We start from the raw sequence: 19,133 nt of genomic DNA, 5'->3' as shown, positions 1-19,133 counted from the left end.
CTCCTTCTGCGGTTTAATCCAGCGCACGCGACTTCATCGTGACGAGCCCGGCCGGCTTCCATTGCAGGAACGCGATAATCAGGGTAAACACGATGACTTTGCCGAGCGTGGCGCTCGTCGAGTATTCGAAGGCGGTGTTCAGGACACCGATGCCGAGCGCGCCGACGACCGTGCCGACGATTTTGCCGATGCCTCCGAGCACGACGACCATGAACGCGTCTACAATATAATAGGTGCCGATCGAAGGGCCGATCGGACCGAGCAGCGTCAAGGCGCAGCCGGCGATGCCGGCGAGTCCCGAACCGAGCCCAAAGCCGAGCGCATCCACGCGTTTGGTGGAAATGCCGACGCACGCGGCCATCGAACGGTTCTGCATGACGGCCTGCATGTTGCGTCCGTTACGGGTGTGGTACAAGAACCAATAAAGGCCGATGATGCACAGGGCGGCTAAGGCAATAATGAACAGCCGCTTGTAAGGCAGGATGAGCTCGGCCGTGACGGTCCAGCCGCCTTCGAGCCAGCTTGGCGCTTTGACGGCGACGTTAGGCGCTCCGAAGATCGAGCGTGCAAGCTGCTGCAGTACAAGACTGACGCCCCAAGTGGCGAGCAGGCTGTCGAGCGGGCGGCCGTAGAGGAAACGGATCAGCGTTTTTTCCAGTATCCAACCGATCAGGCCCGCCGCGAGGAACGAGACGGCGAGCGAGACGGCAAAATAATAGCCGAATGCCGAGGCGGGCACATATTTTTGAAACGCCAGCTGGATCATGTAGGCCATATAGGCGCCGATCATCAGGAACTCGCCGTGCGCCATGTTGATCACATTCATCAGACCGAACGTAATGGCCAGCCCGAGTGCGATGAGCAGCAAAATCGAGCTGAGGGAAATGCCGTTAAACAACTGAAGCAGCAAAATGCTCATGGCAGGTTCGCCTCCTTGTTTGGGAGTCAAGCTGTAAAGGTGAGGTTGAAGGAAAGGGACCGCCCGAAGGCAGTCCCGCGTCCAGAAATACGTTCAGTTCTACGATGTGCAGCGTGATTATTTCTTGGTCACTTCCGCGCCCCAAGGATACGTGGTGAGGAACGGATCCGGCTTCACCGGCTGGCCCGAGTTCCAAACTTCTTTAAATTGGCCGTCGGCTTGCACCTGGCCGATCCGTACCGTTTTGAATACGTGCTGATTGTCGCCGTCAATTTTCACTTTGCCGCCCGGTGCGTTGAATTCGAGGCCCTTGGCAGCTTCTTTCACCTTGTCAACCTCGAAGGAACCGGCTTTCTTAACGGCCTCCGCCCACAGGTATACGCCGAAGTATCCGGCTTCGATCGGGTCGTCGGTTACGCGGTCCTGGCCATATTTCGCTTTGTAGGCTTTAACGAATTTTCGGTTCTCCGGCGTATCGGTCGTTTGGTAATAGTTCCATGCTGCGTAATGCCCTTCGAGCACGGAGGCGCCGATACCGCGGATTTCTTCTTCCGCCACGCTGACGGACAAGGTCGTCAGGTCGCTTGCGCTGATGCCGGCATCCTTCAATTGTTTGAAGAAGGCGACGTTGCTGTCTCCGTTCAACGTGTTGAAGACGATGTCCGGCTTTTCCTTCTTGATTTTGCTGATGATCGTGTTGTAGTCGGTATGGCCGAGCGGCGTGTATTCCTCGGCGATCAGGGTGCCGCCTTCGGCTTTCAGCTGCTCTTTAATAATCTTGTTTGCCGTGCGCGGGAAGACATAGTCGGAGCCGAGGAGGAAAAATGTTTTGCCTTTATTCTGCAAGAGCCATGTGACGGCCGGTACAATTTGTTGGTTCGTCGTAGCGCCGGTGTAGAAGATGTTCGGAGATGCTTCCAGACCTTCGTACTGGACCGGGTAGAAGAACAGGCCTTTGTTCTGTTCGACGACGGGGAGAACCGCTTTCCGGCTCGACGACGTCCACCCGCCGAAGATCACTGCTGCTTTGTCTTTTTGAAGCAGCTTTTTCGTCTTCTCTGCAAAAGTCGGCCAGTCAGACGCGCCGTCTTCAACGATCGGCTTGATTTGTTTGCCGAGCACACCGCCGGCTTTATTGATTTCCTCGATGGCGAGCAAAGTCGCATCTCGAACGGATACTTCGCTGATGGACATGGTGCCGGTCAACGAGTGCAGCACGCCGACGGGCACGGTGCCGGCGTCCCCGTCTTTCGGGGCTTCGGTCATGGTCGCTGTTGGGGTTTCGGAGCCCGAGGTGGCGGCCGGCGTTGTCTGGCTTGCGCATCCGGCAAGCAGCGCCGTCCATGCAAGCGCTCCTGCCATAAGTACGGTTAAGCTTTGTCTTTGGTTTTGTCTTTGTTTTTGGTTTCTCAATTCATCCACTCCCCTATTATTTGGAAATTGGTGATCACACGATTATCATAGTGACATCCGGAAATTATGTCAATATATATTACATCAAAAAAATAATCGACTAAATTCACTTTGTATCTGACCTGATACTGACGTTATTATTAGGATTTTCGGTTAAAATTAGAGATAACCTCCTTTTTCAGCTCTTTTTATGTTATATTAAATGACATAAATTGTTTACAAACGTAATAAGCGCGAATATAATAAAACCTAATCTCATCCTCATTATTCGTGTTTTGGAGGTGCACCGATGTTTTTGACGGAAAGGGAGAAAGAAAAACTGCTCATCACGGTCGCTGCGGATTTGGCACGGCGGCGTCTGGAACGGGGCGTTAAGCTGAATTATCCCGAGAGCGTAGCTTTGATTACGTCCGAGCTGATGGAGGGGGCCCGGAGCGGTATGTCGGTGGCGGCCTTGATGCAGTTCGGAACAACGGTATTAAAGGCGGAACAAGTGATGGAGGGCGTGCCCGACATGATTCATGAAGTGCAGGTGGAGGCGACGTTCCCGGACGGAACGAAGCTGGTGACCGTGCACCAGCCGATCAAATTTTAAAGGCGTAATACGTTCATCGAAACGGAGGGGGAGATTCCAATGATACCTGGCGAATTTCGGGTTCGTGAGGGCAGCCTGGCGATCAATGCCGGGAAAGCGGAAGCTGTGATCACCGTCGTCAATATCGGCGACCGACCGATTCAGGTCGGCTCGCATTATCATTTTTTCGAAGTAAACCGGGGGCTTCGCTTCGATCGGGAGAAAGCTTACGGCATGCGGTTGAACATTCCGGCCGGTACCGCCGTCCGTTTTGAACCGGGCGAAGAGAAGGAGATCGTGCTCGTCGAGCTAGGGGGCGAACGACTTTCGTTCGGTTTAAACGGATTGTCCGCCGGCAGCGTGCGCCGCGGAAAGCTGCCGGAACCGGTGCGCATCCGGTTGGCCGAATGGGAGGATGGCATCTAGATGGCGTCGATAGACCGTAAAGCGTATGCGCTCATGTTCGGACCGACTGTGGGGGATGCGATCCGACTCGCGGATACCGACCTGTGGGCGGAGATAGAGAAGGACTTCACTGTATACGGCGAAGAGTGTAAATTCGGCGGCGGCAAAGTGATTCGCGACGGGATGGGGCAATCAAGCCGGCACACCCGGGATCAGGGCGTACTCGATACGCTCATTACGAACGCGGTCGTGATCGATTACACCGGCATTTACAAAGCGGATATCGGCGTGAAGGACGGCCTCATCGTCGGGATCGGCAAGGCGGGCAATCCCGACGTCATGGACGGCGTCGATCCGAATATGATTGTCGGCGCATCGACCGAGGTGATTGCGGGCGAAGGGAAAATCATTACCGCCGGCGGGATCGATACGCACATTCATTATATATGTCCGCAGCAGATCGAAACGGCGCTGGCTTCAGGGGTGACGACGATGATCGGCGGCGGCACCGGTCCCGCGGCGGGCACGAACGCGACCACTTGTACGCCGGGCGCTTGGCACATTCATCGGATGCTGGAAGCGGCGGAGGCGTTCCCGATGAATCTCGGCTTTACCGGCAAAGGGAACGCCTCGTTCCCCGAACCGCTGGCCGAACAGGTTGAAGCGGGAGCGATCGGATTGAAGCTTCATGAGGACTGGGGGACGACGCCTGCGGCGATTGACGCTTGCTTAGGCGTTGCCGACCGTTACGATGTACAGGTCGCCATTCATACGGATACGCTGAATGAGTCGGGCTTCGTGGAAGACACGATACGGGCGATCGGCGGCCGGACGATTCATACGTACCATACGGAAGGAGCGGGCGGCGGGCATGCGCCCGACATCATCCGGATCGCGTCGGAGCTGAACGTGCTGCCGTCCTCGACGAATCCGACCCGGCCCTATACCGTGAACACGGTAGAGGAGCACTTGGATATGCTGATGGTTTGCCATCATCTGGATAGCCGCATACCGGAAGACGTGGCCTTCGCCGACTCGCGCATCCGGCCGGAAACGATCGCCGCAGAGGACATTCTGCACGACCTGGGCGTGTTTAGCATGCTCAGCTCGGATTCGCAAGCGATGGGGCGCGTAGGCGAAGTGATCATCCGTACGTGGCAAACGGCGGATAAGATGAAAAAGCAGCGCGGTTACTTGCCTGCGCCGGAAGAGGATGCGGCGGTCACGCAAGCCCACGATAATTTCCGGATCAAGCGGTATGTGGCCAAATATACGATCAACCCGGCAATCACCCACGGCATTTCGCATCTCGTCGGCTCGGTGGAGGTCGGCAAAGTGGCCGATCTCGTCGTTTGGTCGCCGGCCTTCTTCGGGGTGAAGCCCGACCTGGTCGTGAAAAGCGGCTTGATCGCCTACGCCCAGATGGGCGACCCGAACGCCTCCATTCCGACGCCGCAGCCGGTGTTCGGACGGCCGATGTTCGGCGCGTTCGGCATGGCGCTGAAGCACAGCATCACGTTCGTATCGCAAGCCGCTTTCGATGCCGGTGTACACAAGAAGCTCGGGCTTAACAAGCGGGTGGAGCCGGTCAAGGGCTGCCGGACTGTTAAGAAGAAGGATATGATTCATAATGATCAGACGCCTTCGATTGAGGTGGACCCGGAAACGTACGAAGTGAAGGTGGACGGGGCGTCGATCACGTGCGAACCGGCGAGCGTGCTGCCGATGGCGCAGCGTTACTTCTTATTTTAAGGAGGCTGTACAAGGATGAATTCGGGCGGAGGATATTCCTGGCTGGCCTACTCGCAGCTGCTCGATTCAGCGCTGCCGATCGGAGGCTTCTCCCATTCCTTCGGACTCGAAACGCTCGTTCAGGAAGGCCGGGTGATGACTCCGGGCCACCTGCGTGAATTTATTGAAGCGATGCTGTACTGTAGCTGGTCCGCTGTCGACGCGCTTGCCGTCAAGGCGGTTTACGAATGGTCGCCGGCGTCAAGGTGGGACGATTTGTGGAGCTTGGACCGGATGCAGCATATGCAGCGGCCGGCGCTGGAGACGAGGGAAGGCACGGTCAAAATGGGCCGCAGGCTGTTTCAGCTGGCGCGGTCGATGTACCCGGACCTTGAGTGGGAGCCGCTTGCCACCGCAATACGGGACGCCCGATGTCCCGGCACGCATCCGCTGATCCACGGCTGGATCGCGCGGCAGCTTGGCGTACCGCTGACTATGGCGGCGGAGGGGTACTTGTACCAATGCGCCCTCACGGCAGTGAACAGCGGCCTCCGGCTCATGTCGCTCGGCCAAACCGAAGGGCAAAAGCTGCTCGCCTCGCTGATGCCGGCGATCGCCGGGTCATGGAGGCAAGCGTCGATATTAGACCCGTTGGAGGATGGTTACAGCAGCGTGCCACTAATCGAGATTGCCATGATGCGTCATGAAGGTTTATATTCACGATTGTTTATGTCATAAAACATTATCGTAAATAGAATTTAATCCTATCAATAATGAAGGAGGAATGGTGCGAAATGTGTCAAGGAGGAGCTCATCACCACCATCAATGGGAGGCGCCGAATATTGAAGGAGACCGTCCGATGCGAATCGGCATCGGAGGCCCTGTAGGTTCCGGTAAAACGGCGCTTGTCGAAAGACTCGCCCGCAAGCTGAACGATAAATACAGCGTTGCGGTCATTACCAACGATATTTATACGAAAGAGGATGCGCGTATTCTGATTCATTCGGGAGCACTGCCTCCGGAGCGTATTATCGGCGTAGAGACGGGCGGCTGCCCGCATACGGCGATCCGCGAAGACGCCTCGATGAACTTCGAAGCGATTGAGGAGCTTGAGCGCCGTTTCCAGGAGCTTGACATCATCTTTATCGAAAGCGGAGGCGATAATCTGGCGGCGGCGTTCAGTCCGGAATTGGTGGATCGCTTCATCTATATTATCGACGTGGCGCAGGGCGAGAAGATTCCGCGCAAGGGCGGTCCCGGCATTATGCGCTCCGACATGCTGATTATCAACAAAATCGACTTGGCTCCGCACGTCGGCGCGTCCCTGCAGGTCATGGAGGAGGATACGATCCGCATGCGCGGCGACAAGCCGTTCGTTTTCTCGAACTTGTTCAACGGTCAGGGACTCGACGATATCGTGGCATGGATCGAACACGAATACAGCCATGTCTAAAGTCAGCGGCACGATTTCCGCGGATATTGTCTGTGCGAACGGAAGCACGCAGCTTCGGCGGCACGCGCAGACGTATCCGTTGAAAATCGCCAAAACGTTCCCGTTCCCGGGCAACCAGCTCGGCATTTATGTTATGGACGCTTCACCGGGCATCATGGCCGGGGATTGCTACGAGCTGGAATGGCGAATCGGGGAAACCGCCGATGTGCTGATCACGAACCAGTCGTATACGAAGGTGCATCCGCCCCGTGACGGTGAGAACGCCGTAAGCGAACAGCGGCAGCGTCTGCACCTCGGCAAGGACGCTTACGTCGAATATATGCCGGAACCGCTCATGTTGTATCGGGACGCGACGCTGATCAGTGACACCGCGGTTGAGATGGAGCGGGGCTCGACCTTGATGCTTAGCGAGCTCACTTGCCCCGGCCGGACGCATCGCGGCGAACGTTTCCATTATGAGAAGCTTCGCAGCCGGTTCACCGTCGCCTATGACGGGGAAATGATTTACCAAGCGAAGCAGCAAATCGTCCCGAAGGAGGGGAGGGTCGGCGTTATTCCGCGATGGCACAGCTTTACGCATCTCGGCATGTTTTATTTGTTCTCGGAGCGGGCGGATGCGGCCGTTGTGGAGGAGCTGCGGCAGCATTTATCGGAATTCGCCGCCAAATTCCCCGAGCTGTATGTCGGCGTCAGTTTGACGTACCGCTACGGCTTGGCCGTCTTCGTCTTAGGTCGGCGCGTGTTCGAGCTGCAGCAGCTGCTGCATGCGGCCTGGCTGTTTGTGCGGCAGCGGCTGTTCGACCGTCAGGCATTTGTCATTCCAAAATGACTTTCTTCTATAAAATAGATCAGGTCTAGAATGAATCGGGTAATAAGCCATAAGTGAATTTGGCAAGCGCCGCAGCCCGCGGTCGCTTGTTTTTTTTGCGCATTCGACAATATTTTGAACACCGTGCCCGGTTTGTTGTCAAACGACCCTTAGGTTGCTATTATAAAGGGGACATGTAAAAGCGTGGACAAATCGCAACAACGCTTGTTCGATTTTTCACACAAGGAGGTTCACAAATTGAAAGAGCAGGCAAGCCTGGAGCTTCATGTCGAAACGGCCGCAGCGGCAGAATCGACGGCAAGTGCACCGGTAAGTTGGAAAGACTTCTATCAACTGATCAAACCCGGTCTTATTTTCTCCAACTCACTTACAGCCTTGGGTGGATTTTGGGTAGCGTCCGGCTGGCAAATTGATTGGTTGAAGCTGATTTATATGCTGCTAGGAACCGCGCTCGTGATGGCATCGGGCACGGTATTGAATAACTACTTGGACCGCGATCTGGACGCGAAGATGGAGCGTACGAAGAAGCGCGCCTTGGCGAGCGGACGCATTTCCCCGCAGGTGGTGCTCGGGTATGGCATCGTGCTCGGCGTGGCCGGTTTGGCGGTGTTATGGTTTTTGGTCGGCAGTCCGTTATCGACGCTGCTTGGGCTGATCGGATTGTTCCTGTACGTGTGGGTGTATACCGCCTGGTTTAAACGGACTTCCGTATGGAGCACGTTCGTCGGCAGCTTCTCCGGCGCGGTGCCTCCGATCATCGGCTACTGCGCGGTGCAGCAGCAGTTTGACATGGGGGCGCTTATCCTATTCGGTATCTTGTTCCTGTGGCAGCCGCCTCACTTCTGGGCGCTCGGCATCCGCCGCATGGAGGAGTACCGTGCGGCAGGCTTTCCGCTGCTGCCGGTCGTTCAAGGCATTTACCCGACCAAGATGGCCATGATCCGTTACATTGTGCTGCTTGTGCCGGTTTCGCTGCTGCTGTACGTGTTCGACTATGTCGGTGAATTGTACTTTTACGCGGCGGTGCTGATGGGGCTGTACTGGGCATTCCTCAGCTTGAAAGGCTTTAAAGCCAAAGACGATATGCAATGGGCCAAAAAGATGTTTATCTTCTCCGTCAACTACTTGATGTTTTTATTCATCATCATGATGATCAGCACGACGTCGACGACGTTGCTGCCGTAATCATATACTTTCGAACGATCCCACGCCTCGCTTACGGGCTGGGATTGTTTTATGAAGAGAGGGGCTTACAGATGCCGAAGAATTCATTTAAGATTGTCGTGATTGTGCTGCTGCTCGGCTTGATTGGAACGTTCAGTTACATGCTGTTGAAAGGTCCGGAGGAGCAGACGATGGACGTCTTGCGCAAAGCGCCCGACTTCAAACTGCAAAATCTGGACGGCAAAGAGGTCACCTTAGCCGATACGGCGGGGAAAGCGAAGCTTGTATATTTCTTCTTCTCCACGTGTCCAGACGTATGCCCGCCGTCGACGTATACGCTGTCGAAAATTCAGGACAGTCTTAAGGAGAAAGGCGTATTCGGAACGAAAACGGCATTACTGTCGATCACTTTCGATCCGACGAAAGATACGCCGGAACGGCTGAAAGAATTCGCCGACCGTTATCATCCGGATTATAACGGCTGGTATTTCCTGCGCGGCGAAGAGAAAGCGACTGTGGAACTGGCCGAGAAGTTCGGCGTTATGGTAGCCAAAGATCCGAAAGCAGATACCTGGACCCACAGCAACTTGTTCCTGCTCGTAGACGGCAAAGGCGATCTGCGAACGTACTATACGGCCGCTGACGAGAACTTGGACGTGGAGAAAGTGGCAGCTGATTTGATTAAAATCAGCAAAGAAAAATAGCTTGCTTCGGAGGCTCGCGCCAGCATGAACGTTTTTACGCATATTTTATTGAATAACGTTATTCCTTTAACGATTATGATTGTGCTGGGGATTTGGTTGTATCGAGCTTTCCGACTGGATATTAAGACATTGTCCAAGCTGAACTTTTATTTATTTTCTCCGGCTATCGTCTTCAAAATGTTATATGAATCGCAACTTTCGTTAGCGCTAATCGGGCAAACGCTGCTGTTTTTCTCTCTATTCTTCGCCGCCATGTACATGCTGATCGAAATCGTCATCCGCGTGCGGAGATATGAAGGCGGCATGGTACCGGCGATGCGGAACAGCGTCATCTTTTACAACAGCGCCAACTATGCGATTCCGCTCAACCAGCTCGTGTTTGTCGGCGATGCGTTCACGCTGTCGGTTCAAATCATTATCATGATGATGCAGAGTCTTATTCCGAACACGTACGGCATTTATTCGGTGAGCAGTGCGACCAATAAGAACGATAGCAAGGCGACGATGCGCACGATCCTGACGATGCCCGTCATCTATGTGATTCCGGTTGCCTTCCTGCTGCGCGGACTGGAGGTGCCGATTCCGGACCCGGTATATACGCCGATCAACTATATCTCTAACGCGTTCATCGCAACCGCCCTGCTCACGCTAGGCGTACAGCTGGGCAGCATGAAATGGAAGCTGAATTTCTCGGACGTCATGCTGTCCAATGTGCTTCGGCTGTGCATCGGTCCGGCGGTCGGATTTGCTATCGTCAAGCTGCTCGGCATCGACGGCGTCATGGCGCAAGCGCTTGTGCTTTCCTGTGCGGTGCCAACTTCGTTAAGCAGTGTGCTGCTTGCGGTAGAGTACGATAATGAACCGGAATTTTCGTCCCAGGTTGTTTTTTCTTCGACGATCTTCAGTATTTTTACCGTCACGCTTGTCATTTATTTAATGAAATTCATCGCATAAACGGACTTAAAACTTCTCAAAGGTCGGGAGCACGGGCGGATATAAGATATATTCCTCGAGCCCGGCCTTTTCTAACTGTTGAATTAAATATTCGTCCGGCGTACCTTCGACGCCTGCGTAGCCGCGGCGGGTATAAATTTGTTCGGCGTCCGGGAACGTATCCCGCAGGATACCTCTTATTTTCTTGCCGGAAGAGTCGTTATCGGTGAATATATAGACGTCCCGGGTGCCGACCGATTTCTTTAGCTCCTCCAGGCGGTCGGTATTTAAAGAACCGAAGGTACACACGATCAGAATATCGTCCGTTAGCAGCCGTTTCAGACGGCTCTTGTCGTTTTTTCCTTCGACAATAATGGCAATCGGCATACTCGTTCCTCGCATTCCGTCTTATTTTATGTACGCTTTAGATGTAGTATATCCCCTATTACTGTCCGATCCAACCTGTTCCTGTACATATTTCCCAGGAAATTGTCGAAGGCCCAGCGGGCGATGAGGCGGCAGGGAAGCGCATGACGACACGGGCCGTTTGGCTTTTATGAAGTTTGTCGATGCACAAATACGTGTTGTTAAACGATGAATAAATAACAGCCCCGGCCGCTTCCGTTATGGAAGCGCCGGGGCTGTTCGTACGTACAAGATCGATTCTTATTCGTTAATGAAGTTCGCCTTCACAAGCAGGCGCTTCAGCATGGCGGCCGACTGCGCACGGGTCGCATCCTGGCGAGCGCCGAGCGTATCGCTCGTCATGCCGTCGATGATCCCGGCGTGAATGGCGACGGCCAGTTCATGCTGCGCCCAGACGATGGTGCCGGAGTCCTTGAACTTCGCGAGCAGCGCCGCTTGTTCGGTCGGCGTTACATCCGGCTTCGCTTTCGCATAGGCCAGAGCGCGGACGACCATGGCGGCCAGTTCTTCGCGGTTAATCGTGGCATTCGGACGGAATGTGCCGTCTTCGTAGCCGTCGATCAGCTTCGCGGCTGCTGCGGTTCCGACGACGCCGGCGAACCAATCGCTTGCGGCCACGTCCTGGAACGATCCGGCGCTGCCGGACGGCTCAAGACCGAGCGCACGGACGACCAAAGCCGCAAATTCGGCGCGGGTGATACTGCGCTCCGGTTGGAAAGACGTATCGGTTACGCCGTCCACGACGAGCTTGTTTGCAAGCAGTTCCACGTAAGGCTGCGCCCAGTGCCCGCTGATGTCGGCGAAGCTCTTGTCGAGCTGAATGACGGCGTACAAGCTGCTGCCGTTACGCTTCAGCGTCGCCTGCTTATCTGTGAATAGCGTAGGAACGAAGCTCAGCTTCCCGGTGGCCGGGTTGTACAGAACTCCGGTCGCCCTGGAGAGATTCTCGCTTCCGCTTAACGGGAGCACACGGCTGAGGTAATGACTGCCGAAATCCGGAGCTGCGGTTTTGCCGTCTTTGCCGACGCCGACGATGTTGAAGTCGACCGGCTGGGCAAGCACCGAGCCGCCCAACTGCTTCGCTGCGGCGTCCACCGCGCTGCTGGTTGCCGTATCGGCCTTGGCAATCGTAATTTTCACCGTCAGCTCGCTGACGGTGACTGCAACCTTCGCGGCCAGGTCGCTTAGCTTCAAGACGTGCAGCGGAATGTTATACGTGCCGTTCGCATTCGTCACCTTCAACAGCTTGTCAGTATCGGAAGCGAAGCTCTCTAACGCTTTGGCCGGAATGGAGACGCTGTCTCCGCTCAAGTTCAGCGTAACGGTGTCGTACTTTTCGAACGAGCTCTTCAAGGTATCGGCATTGACGCTTCCGTCGGCGCCGACTTGAATCGATTCAGAGCCGGTGGAAGGAGAACCGCCTCCGCCTCCGCCTGCGCAGCAGCCACCGCCGCCTCCGGAGTTGCCCGGATCTGTCGTCAAGTATACGGATTGATAGACGGAATCCGCCACGTTAAAGCCGGTTCCTTTCGGTCCGTATACTTGGACGTAATCGAAGGTGCTTACGTTATTGAGGGTAAATCCATAGTTGTACACGCCGTCGTACACGGTGTATGTAGCGGTCGTAACGCCCAAGTAGTTTCCGCTCGGATCATAGAAATAAACGGACGGCGTTACGGAGGAGCTGTACACATCGGAATATACGGTTCCGGTGACCGTGCCGTTCTTATAAGTCAAATCCTTAAAACCAGTACCCGCGTAGGCCAAAACCGGCAATACAAACGATAACATCATCATAAGAACGGTAAAGTGTGCCGTCTTCTGTAGAACAGAAGGCTTCATTCGCGATTCACTCCTTTCTGCTTGATCTGGTAATCGAACGGGGTCTGTGCGATATTCATGATGAGATGGGTCGGACAAAACTAGTCACCTCCTTCGTTTAAGAAATTCCACCAGAAGAGTTCGGCACGAACATCCAATTTATGTCCGTACTGCCAAATCATGTTTCATCTTCGTCGGGTAGTCCTATGGAGATTACCCAAGCTTGTCTGGTCTGAAACACGGTGGTTTCTCCTTAACGGAGGCCATTTACATAAGGTTGCGGGATTTACCCTAATTTGTACTTTTGGCCTATCCGTTTGCGACCATCTTCTCATGTGACAAAAAAAGCCGCCCGGAACCGGGCGAAAGACCGGTTCATGGACGGCGAGGCTTGCGGCCGCGGCTCAAGATGTGCGGGACGGTGTCAGAATCGCCCGGAACGGAACCATCGATAAGGCGATCATCAGGAACGCGAATGCGATAAAATAAGGAGACATGATGTCGCGTACATGTCCCGAGACGATCGGGCCGATAAAGGCCCCTACCGAATACGATATCGATAAAAACGAGAACGTGCGTCCGTACCGGCTGGCACTTGTGACCCCGGCAAGAAAAGAAGCGATTGCGGGGAAAATAACGCCTTTCGCCATCCCGATCAGGAACAGCGAAACCGACATCGGAAGCGGCCAATGCACCGACATGCCGAAGAAAGTGAACGCGAGCGCCAAGCTCCCGAACGATACGCGCCAGACCGGCGATACCCGGTTTAAGAATAACAAGCTGAGCGTCACTAGCGATCCTAAGCTGACCAAGGAGAAAAATATGCCGGAGGTCATAATCGAGCTGTGCGTCTCTTTCATCAGCGGCAGCTCGAAGAACAGAATGCCCTGGGAGCAGGAGAGAGCCAGCGGGATGCAGAAAAACAGCCATGGAATCGTACCCGATCCGGCGGCGGTCTCAAGCTCTGAAGCGTCATTCGAAGACGTTGTATGGTGCGCGTCCGACGCTTTTGAGGGCTCCGCGAACGCGGCCATCCTGGGAGCCGGGCTTTCTTTGACGAAGATAGAGGCCAGTACGCCCGTGGTGATTAAGCCCCATCCCAAATAAACGAACGACTGTTCGAAGCCGAAGCGGGCCACCAAATAAGCGCCGGCCGCCGGGCTCATGACGGACGCCAGCGTATGCACCATTCCGTTGCCGGACATCAATTTGCCTTGGTGGACGCGGTCCTTGGCGATTTTCGCCAGCATGGATAAACAAGCCGGAGACAGAAAGGCAAGGACGAACCCGCTGAACGAGCGGATAATCAGAAGCTGCCACGGGTCGGTGACCCGGGATTGAATCAAGAGAAGCACTCCTGCTACAATCAGGCTGAAGAGAATAAATTTTTTGCTGCCGAAGCGATCGACGCCGTATCCGGCGATCAAGTTGCCCGGAAGATGCGTAATGGAATAGACGCCGAGAATGAGGCCGATGAACGAAGGGGCGGCGCCCAAGGACACGGCGAACGGCGACAAAATCGGATACTGCGCGTGCAGATCGAAAATCGCGACGAACATAAACAAATAAAGCCATATAGCGGTTTTCATCCTATCACCCCGAGGTTCTCTAATCCCGCAACGGTTACAGCGGGTACTGCCGATGTTCGTTGCCGGCTTATTCATACAAGCTCTTTATACGTTTACGCTGGGCTCGGCCAAGTTAGTACAACAGTTGGAAAACTCCTCAATAATTGAACGGGTTAACGATTAGCCCGATTAACGGTTTGCAACCCTAACAGAAAGGGGCGACGGCCAAATGGAAGGTTTCATGTGGGTGCTGCTGATCGCCGTGCTGGTCGTTTCGGCGCTTCGGTTGAAAAGAACGCGCAAGGGCACCGGGCACAAGGATCGTTCTGACGAGATCCGGCGAAAGCTCGCCGAGCTGCGAAAAAAAAGAGATGAAGAGTAGAGACCAGCTGTTGTATGATGGGGAAAGCGGCTAGTTTAGCCGCACATGGGATTGAAGGAGGGGGAGAGCGGATGGACTTTATCATGAATTTTTTACAGGACCGGTGGTACGTCATCGTGGGTGCGCTCGTCGTCCTGTTCATCGTCGTCAACCTGGTGAAGACGGTGATGAAATGGATTCTCGTGCTGGCTGTGTTAGCGGGGCTGTTCTACTACGGGGCGAATTATAAAGATCAACTGCTTGAATTCGGCACGACGGTGGGGGCGCAAGCGGCAGCGGAAGTGAAGGCCCAGTTGGCCCGAACGTTCAGCGAAGAAATCAAAGAGGCCAAGTACGCGGCGAATCCCGACGGATCGTTCACGGTTACGACGAAAAGCATCAAGCTCGAAGGCAAAGCCGGCGAGGGCGATGTGAAGGTGACGTTTATGAACCAGACCTTCACGGTCAAAATGGATGATGTTATCAAAGGCTTGATTGACCAAGCGAAAAAGAACGCGGGTTTGTAATGGAGGGAGCCGCGCTTGACATCAACCGGGCCGGGTAGGAAGGAGGAGGAGGTATGGGCGATACGGACTTGCTAAGGACGGCGATGTCGCTCAACGCCGTCACGCTGCTTATTGCTGCAGTATTTTTCTTTTCCGTCATACAAGGATTGTTTCGCGGCGCTTCCTCTTCGGCCAAGCATTTGGCGCTGATGGTGACGGAGGGCGCCGTTACACTTGTCAGCTTGTTCCTCGCGTGGATGCTGACGAACGGGATGTCGCCGAAAGTACAGGCTTGGCTCGTCGGCTTGAATATTACCATTCCGTCCGAGGAGCTCGGTTTTTGGGAGCAGTTCTATTATACCGTCGTGACGGGGCTGCGGGATTTCTCGCTGCTGCGGAACAGTGTGCTCTTCGTGGTCGGCTACGGTCTGATCAAACAGCTCGTCTACCGGCTGATCGATCCCGTTGTGGACGGCTGGCTGTCCGCTCGCGGCGACCGTTTGCCGCGATCCGGGGAAAACGGAGGCGCGCCGACGGTATTCAGCAGCCTGCTGGGCGGCGGTATCGGCGGGGTGACGGGGCTCGGCCGGGGCCTTGTCCTGGTTGCCGCTCTGTTCATTTTCACGACGCTGTTTCCGCAAACGCCTGTGGCGGGTTACATTCAAGCGTCCTCGTTATACCAGAAAGGCGCCAAGGAAGTCATTCAGCCGGTAACCGGCGATTTTCTGGCCAATCAGCTGCCTGTTTTTACCCGTGCGGTAGAGCAGGAGTTCAGCAACATTTTACAGCGCAAATACGAGGTGCTCGACGCCCGGATCGCGCCGGATATCGCGCAGGCGGCCCGGCAGGTGACAGCCAAGGCGAAAACCGACGAGGAGAAGGCGAAGCTGCTCTACCGCTGGGTCGGCACGCGGGTCTCGTACGACTGGGACAAAGTCAAGCTTTACGAGGAACAGCGCATCTGGAAGGAGCAGACGCCCGAGGATACATTCACTACGAGAAAAGGCGTCTGCATCGACTTCTCCAGGCTGTATGCCGTCATGGCCCGTTCCGTCGGGCTCGATGTGAAGGTTGTGACCGGACTCGGCTACGACGGCCGGGGCGGTTACGGACCGCATGCCTGGAACGAGGTATACTTGTCCGAGAAGAAAGCTTGGGTGCCACTCGATTCCACATGGGTCGCCAGCGGCGGCAATTGGTTCAATCCGCCGAACTTCAACGATACGCATATTAAGGAGGCGTAACGTCTCCGTTTCCTGGCCGAAGGATCGCGAACAGCGGTCTTCCGGCTTTTTTATGGTTTTTTTGGCCGGCGATCCATGGCAAGAAGCTTTTCTTCTCCGGTTCGGTTTGTGGTAAACTGGTAACAACGATCGATTGAAAAAAGGTGGTAAAGACGTGCTGAACAAACCGTTAACGGCCTATAAAGCCGTATTTTTTGATGTAGGCGATACGCTGCTGACAATACCGGCGGCGAGCGCGATCCTGCACCGGCACTTGGCTTCCCGTTCGCTGCATCGCGGGGAAGAGCAAGTCGGTGAACTTTTTACCGAGGCGTTTCGTCTATTGTATTATGGAAAGCCTTCGGACGCGTTCGAAGCTTGTTCGCCCGAATCCGACCGTTTGTTCTGGATGAAGGTGTACCACTATATTTTGCAGAAGCTCGGCGTGGAGGAAGAGAAATGGACGGAGGAGCAAATCCATGCCTGCTGTCATGAACTGTATGACCTGTTTACGTCGCCGGAACATTATGCGCTGTTCGAGGACGTCATCGAGACGATGGCGGAGCTGCAGCGAAGAGGGCTGCGCCTCGGCATCATTTCGAATTTTGCCCCGACGCTGAAGTCAATTTTGGCGGATAAAGGGATTTTGGATTTCTTCGAGCCGGTCATCGTCTCGACGGAAGTCGGGCTGGAGAAGCCGGACCCGGCGATTTTCCGGCTCGCGTTGGAGCGTGCGGGGCTTGAAGCCGCAGATGTGCTGTATGTCGGCGACCATGACCGGAACGATATTTGGGCGCCGGCGCAAGCGGGCATCGATGCGGTGAAGATCAAGCGTTACGACTACCATACGGGCGAAGGCATTCATTCGCTGCGACAATTGCTTGTGTCTTAACGAAAGGAGCAGCTTTACCTCATGAAAAAACCGATCGGCATGGAAGACCCGACGAAGCAGGAGGCCAGCAAGCGCCGGAATTTTACGCTTCGGATCAATGTGTTCTTTTTCTTTACGTTTTTCTTGTTCTCTGTCCTGATCGTGCGGCTGGCGATGCTCCAATTCGTCGAAGGCAAGGAACTGCTGGCAGAGAAGAACGATATCAACAATGCGAACACGCCGATTCCGCCGATCCGCGGCAATATTTTCGACCGGCAAAGCGCGCCGCTCGCCTCGACGACGTCGTCGCAATCGCTCTATTTCCGCGTCGAGCAGAAGCAGCCGAAGGAGGAAGTCGTCGCGCTGGCTAAGCGGCTGGCCGACATCTTTGCCACGCACGGCCGCCCGACCGCTGCCCCCTTATCGGCCGCCGACATCATCAAGGAGATGGACGTCGGTTACGACCTGGAGATGAAGGAGACGGAGACGAAGCCGAGCTACTTCTCGGTGCCGCGGCGGATCAAGGCGGATTTGACGCAGGCCGAGATGGCCTTCATCCTGGAGCACCGCGACGAGCTGAAATGGCTGGAAATCACCGAGGAGAGCATCCGCAGCTATGACCCGGTCAAGCCGGTGGCGGTGCAGCTGGTTGGCTATATGCGTCCGTTCTCCCAGGCGCGGGAGCCGAAGTACGGGATCGAATTCTATAAAGACAAAACCAATACCAAGGGTTACATGGATACCGAATATGTCGGCTATGACGGGATTGAGCTGATGTATCAGGAAGAGCTTCGCGGCAAGAACGGCGTCAAGTCGTACCCGGTCAACGCCGCCCACAAAATCATCGGTCAAGTCGAAATTACGAAGCCGCAGAAGGGCAACAATCTGTATTTGACGATCGATAAAAATGTGCAGAGCATCACGGAAACGGCCATCATGGATCACCTTGCTTATTTAAAAAGCCCGGCGGTTCGCAACGATCCGTATATCGGCAGAGGCAAGAACGCGGTGGCCGGGTATGCCGTCGCCATCGAGGTGGAAACCGGGAAGGTCGTTACGATGGCCAGCATGCCGGACTATAACCCGGGCGTATGGGCGGGCGGAATTCCGAAATCGGAGTACGACCGGATCCAGTCGTTCATCAATAACGGCACGATTACGACCGCTTACCCGGATTATCCGGCCGAGGAGATCAAGTATCATCCAACCTCCATCGTGTATATGGGTTCCGTCGTGAAGCCGCTCTCGGTGTTGATCGGATTGAAGGAAGGCTTGTTCGGGGTCAACACGATCTATCAAGACACAGGGACGTTCTATTACGGGAAAGACAACAACGCGAAGCTGTCCAACTCCGACACCCGGGCTTGGGGACCGATTAATGCGACGAAAGCGATCCAGTACTCGTCCAATACGTTCATGTCGGCGATGATCGGCAACGAGCTGTACGGCCGGAAACGGGAGAAGGCGGTCGATATTTGGGATTCGTATTTGGCGAAGTTCGGGCTCGGTGTATTGACCGGAAGCGGTCTGCCGAAGGAATCGCCGGGGATCAGCGAATACAAAACGAATACGAAAGAGTCGATCCAGCAGCGCATGGTGTTCGCTTCCTGGGGCCAGAACGAGAAGTACACGACGCTCCAGCTTGCGCAGTATGCGACGACATTGGCGACAAGGGGCGAAAGACTGAAGCCGCTGCTCGTCGATCGGATCGAGACTTACGACGGAGAACCGTTACAGCAGTTTAACGAGAAAGTGGTGCTCGACAAGACGGATTTCTCGAAGGAATATTGGGATGCTGTATTTAAAGGAATGAAAGAAGTGAAAGTGAACGGCTTCGACGACTTCCCGTACACCCTCGCCCGCAAAACGGGAACGTCGACGCAGAAGGTCGCCGGCAACAAAGACGTCGACAACGCGGTGTTTATCGCGTTCGCGCCATTGGAGAAGCCGAAGCTCGCCGTTGCGGTCGTCGTGCCGGAAGGCGGGTACGGCGCTTACGGCGCCGCTCCGATCGCGCGCAAAATTTTCGATGCGTACGATTACTATTACGGGCTCGACGGCGTTCCGAAGAAGTCGGCAGGCACGAACGGCGCCGCAGGCGCAGTGACGCCGACTCCGGCGCCATAGTTACATTTACCCATAGCGGAACTATGAAGCGTTATTCCCTCTTTTTAGCCGCCCAGTCGCGGTTGGAGTGGAAATAGCGAACCGTAGTTCCGCTATTTTTGTTG

General features: G+C 55.1%; 19 protein-coding genes. 14 read left to right on the top strand and 5 right to left on the bottom strand.

Features of this window, described 5'->3' with window-relative positions; all coding sequences use genetic code 11:
- Nucleotides 1-13: 13 nt before the first annotated feature.
- Both urtB and urtA read right to left on the bottom strand, forming a co-directional pair.
- Nucleotides 14-919, bottom strand: a complete 906-nt coding sequence (gene urtB / locus PVA01S_RS02645) for an urea ABC transporter permease subunit UrtB (RefSeq protein ID WP_127604952.1) — start codon at nucleotides 917-919, stop codon at nucleotides 14-16.
- Between the two features lie 117 nt (nucleotides 920-1,036).
- Nucleotides 1,037-2,281: an urea ABC transporter substrate-binding protein gene (urtA, locus tag PVA01S_RS02640; protein WP_127605056.1), complete on the bottom strand. Its 1,245-nt coding sequence runs from the start codon at nucleotides 2,279-2,281 to the stop codon at nucleotides 1,037-1,039.
- A gap of 340 nt (nucleotides 2,282-2,621) precedes the next feature.
- Here urtA and PVA01S_RS02635 point away from each other — a divergent pair, with 340 nt between their 5' ends.
- The 9 genes from PVA01S_RS02635 (at nucleotide 2,622) to PVA01S_RS02595 (ending at nucleotide 10,147) form a co-directional block, all read left to right on the top strand.
- The gene (locus PVA01S_RS02635) at nucleotides 2,622-2,927 is read left to right on the top strand and encodes an urease subunit gamma (protein ID WP_127604950.1); all 306 of its coding nucleotides are present in this window, start codon (nucleotides 2,622-2,624) and stop codon (nucleotides 2,925-2,927) included.
- A 39-nt stretch (nucleotides 2,928-2,966) separates the two neighbouring features.
- A complete protein-coding gene (locus PVA01S_RS27125) occupies nucleotides 2,967-3,332 on the top strand; it encodes an urease subunit beta (RefSeq protein WP_127604949.1) in 366 nt (121 codons plus the stop codon).
- Nucleotides 3,333-5,063 (top strand): urease subunit alpha, encoded by a 1,731-nt coding sequence (gene ureC / locus PVA01S_RS02625; RefSeq protein ID WP_127604947.1) that lies wholly within the window; start codon nucleotides 3,333-3,335, stop codon nucleotides 5,061-5,063.
- Nucleotides 5,064-5,078: 15 nt separating this feature from the next.
- On the top strand, nucleotides 5,079-5,780 hold the full coding sequence (locus tag PVA01S_RS02620) for an urease accessory protein UreF (protein WP_127604945.1): 702 nt from the start codon (nucleotides 5,079-5,081) through the stop codon (nucleotides 5,778-5,780).
- A gap of 56 nt (nucleotides 5,781-5,836) precedes the next feature.
- Nucleotides 5,837-6,496, top strand: a complete 660-nt coding sequence (gene ureG / locus PVA01S_RS02615) for an urease accessory protein UreG (protein WP_127604943.1) — start codon at nucleotides 5,837-5,839, stop codon at nucleotides 6,494-6,496.
- Entirely contained in the window at nucleotides 6,489-7,325 is an 837-nt protein-coding gene (locus PVA01S_RS02610; RefSeq protein WP_054796354.1) for an urease accessory protein UreD, read from the top strand. Before ureG ends, PVA01S_RS02610 begins: the two co-directional genes overlap by 8 nt.
- A 237-nt stretch (nucleotides 7,326-7,562) precedes the next feature.
- Nucleotides 7,563-8,510, top strand: a complete 948-nt coding sequence (gene cyoE, locus PVA01S_RS02605) for a heme o synthase (protein ID WP_054799845.1) — start codon at nucleotides 7,563-7,565, stop codon at nucleotides 8,508-8,510.
- 71 nt (nucleotides 8,511-8,581) lie between these two features.
- Complete coding sequence (locus tag PVA01S_RS02600) at nucleotides 8,582-9,193, top strand: SCO family protein (RefSeq protein ID WP_127604941.1); 612 nt, start codon at nucleotides 8,582-8,584, stop codon at nucleotides 9,191-9,193.
- 24 nt (nucleotides 9,194-9,217) lie between these two features.
- On the top strand, nucleotides 9,218-10,147 hold the full coding sequence (locus tag PVA01S_RS02595) for an AEC family transporter (RefSeq protein ID WP_127604939.1): 930 nt from the start codon (nucleotides 9,218-9,220) through the stop codon (nucleotides 10,145-10,147).
- A gap of 6 nt (nucleotides 10,148-10,153) precedes the next feature.
- On the opposite strand, the gene PVA01S_RS02590 is transcribed toward PVA01S_RS02595, so the two are convergent.
- From PVA01S_RS02590 to PVA01S_RS02580, 3 genes are all read right to left on the bottom strand, one after another.
- Nucleotides 10,154-10,513, bottom strand: coding sequence for a ribonuclease M5 (locus PVA01S_RS02590; RefSeq protein WP_127604937.1), 360 nt, complete (start codon nucleotides 10,511-10,513; stop codon nucleotides 10,154-10,156).
- Between the two features lie 279 nt (nucleotides 10,514-10,792).
- Nucleotides 10,793-12,394, bottom strand: coding sequence for an S-layer homology domain-containing protein (locus tag PVA01S_RS02585; protein ID WP_127604935.1), 1,602 nt, complete (start codon nucleotides 12,392-12,394; stop codon nucleotides 10,793-10,795).
- Nucleotides 12,395-12,777: 383 nt separating this feature from the next.
- Complete coding sequence (locus PVA01S_RS02580) at nucleotides 12,778-13,962, bottom strand: MFS transporter (protein ID WP_127604933.1); 1,185 nt, start codon at nucleotides 13,960-13,962, stop codon at nucleotides 12,778-12,780.
- A gap of 208 nt (nucleotides 13,963-14,170) precedes the next feature.
- On the opposite strand from PVA01S_RS02580, the gene PVA01S_RS26425 reads away from it, so the two are divergent.
- From PVA01S_RS26425 to PVA01S_RS02560, 5 genes are all read left to right on the top strand, one after another.
- Nucleotides 14,171-14,323, top strand: coding sequence for a hypothetical protein (locus PVA01S_RS26425; protein ID WP_155614613.1), 153 nt, complete (start codon nucleotides 14,171-14,173; stop codon nucleotides 14,321-14,323).
- Nucleotides 14,324-14,394: 71 nt separating this feature from the next.
- On the top strand, nucleotides 14,395-14,829 hold the full coding sequence (locus PVA01S_RS02575) for a hypothetical protein (protein ID WP_230876080.1): 435 nt from the start codon (nucleotides 14,395-14,397) through the stop codon (nucleotides 14,827-14,829).
- A 53-nt stretch (nucleotides 14,830-14,882) separates the two neighbouring features.
- The gene (locus tag PVA01S_RS02570) at nucleotides 14,883-16,052 is read left to right on the top strand and encodes a transglutaminase domain-containing protein (protein WP_230876079.1); all 1,170 of its coding nucleotides are present in this window, start codon (nucleotides 14,883-14,885) and stop codon (nucleotides 16,050-16,052) included.
- A gap of 154 nt (nucleotides 16,053-16,206) precedes the next feature.
- Nucleotides 16,207-16,923 (top strand): HAD-IA family hydrolase, encoded by a 717-nt coding sequence (locus PVA01S_RS02565; RefSeq protein WP_127604929.1) that lies wholly within the window; start codon nucleotides 16,207-16,209, stop codon nucleotides 16,921-16,923.
- A 21-nt stretch (nucleotides 16,924-16,944) separates the two neighbouring features.
- Entirely contained in the window at nucleotides 16,945-19,029 is a 2,085-nt protein-coding gene (locus PVA01S_RS02560; RefSeq protein ID WP_127604927.1) for a peptidoglycan D,D-transpeptidase FtsI family protein, read from the top strand.
- Nucleotides 19,030-19,133 lie beyond the last annotated feature (104 nt).

This window comes from Paenibacillus validus NBRC 15382 (assembly GCF_004000985.1).
Classification (GTDB): Bacteria; Bacillota; Bacilli; order Paenibacillales; family NBRC-103111; genus Paenibacillus_G; species Paenibacillus_G validus.
This window is presented reverse-complemented; position numbering and strand designations above follow the sequence as displayed.

What these genes read in the sequence shown, in the direction of transcription:
- PVA01S_RS02570 (WP_230876079.1), top strand. Translation starts at nt 14,883, where the DNA reads ATGGGCGATACGGACTTGCTAAGGACGGCGATGTCGCTCAACGCCGTC.
- PVA01S_RS26425 (WP_155614613.1), top strand. Translation starts at nt 14,171, where the DNA reads ATGGAAGGTTTCATGTGGGTGCTGCTGATCGCCGTGCTGGTCGTTTCG.
- ureC (WP_127604947.1), top strand. Translation starts at nt 3,333, where the DNA reads ATGGCGTCGATAGACCGTAAAGCGTATGCGCTCATGTTCGGACCGACT.
- urtA (WP_127605056.1), bottom strand. Translation starts at nt 2,281, where the DNA reads ATGGCAGGAGCGCTTGCATGGACGGCGCTGCTTGCCGGATGCGCAAGC.
- PVA01S_RS02560 (WP_127604927.1), top strand. Translation starts at nt 16,945, where the DNA reads ATGAAAAAACCGATCGGCATGGAAGACCCGACGAAGCAGGAGGCCAGC.
- PVA01S_RS02575 (WP_230876080.1), top strand. Translation starts at nt 14,395, where the DNA reads ATGGACTTTATCATGAATTTTTTACAGGACCGGTGGTACGTCATCGTG.
- PVA01S_RS02610 (WP_054796354.1), top strand. Translation starts at nt 6,489, where the DNA reads ATGTCTAAAGTCAGCGGCACGATTTCCGCGGATATTGTCTGTGCGAAC.
- PVA01S_RS02600 (WP_127604941.1), top strand. Translation starts at nt 8,582, where the DNA reads ATGCCGAAGAATTCATTTAAGATTGTCGTGATTGTGCTGCTGCTCGGC.
- PVA01S_RS02620 (WP_127604945.1), top strand. Translation starts at nt 5,079, where the DNA reads ATGAATTCGGGCGGAGGATATTCCTGGCTGGCCTACTCGCAGCTGCTC.
- PVA01S_RS02595 (WP_127604939.1), top strand. Translation starts at nt 9,218, where the DNA reads ATGAACGTTTTTACGCATATTTTATTGAATAACGTTATTCCTTTAACG.
- urtB (WP_127604952.1), bottom strand. Translation starts at nt 919, where the DNA reads ATGAGCATTTTGCTGCTTCAGTTGTTTAACGGCATTTCCCTCAGCTCG.
- PVA01S_RS02635 (WP_127604950.1), top strand. Translation starts at nt 2,622, where the DNA reads ATGTTTTTGACGGAAAGGGAGAAAGAAAAACTGCTCATCACGGTCGCT.
- PVA01S_RS02585 (WP_127604935.1), bottom strand. Translation starts at nt 12,394, where the DNA reads ATGAAGCCTTCTGTTCTACAGAAGACGGCACACTTTACCGTTCTTATG.
- PVA01S_RS02590 (WP_127604937.1), bottom strand. Translation starts at nt 10,513, where the DNA reads ATGCCGATTGCCATTATTGTCGAAGGAAAAAACGACAAGAGCCGTCTG.
- PVA01S_RS27125 (WP_127604949.1), top strand. Translation starts at nt 2,967, where the DNA reads ATGATACCTGGCGAATTTCGGGTTCGTGAGGGCAGCCTGGCGATCAAT.
- ureG (WP_127604943.1), top strand. Translation starts at nt 5,837, where the DNA reads ATGTGTCAAGGAGGAGCTCATCACCACCATCAATGGGAGGCGCCGAAT.
- PVA01S_RS02580 (WP_127604933.1), bottom strand. Translation starts at nt 13,962, where the DNA reads ATGAAAACCGCTATATGGCTTTATTTGTTTATGTTCGTCGCGATTTTC.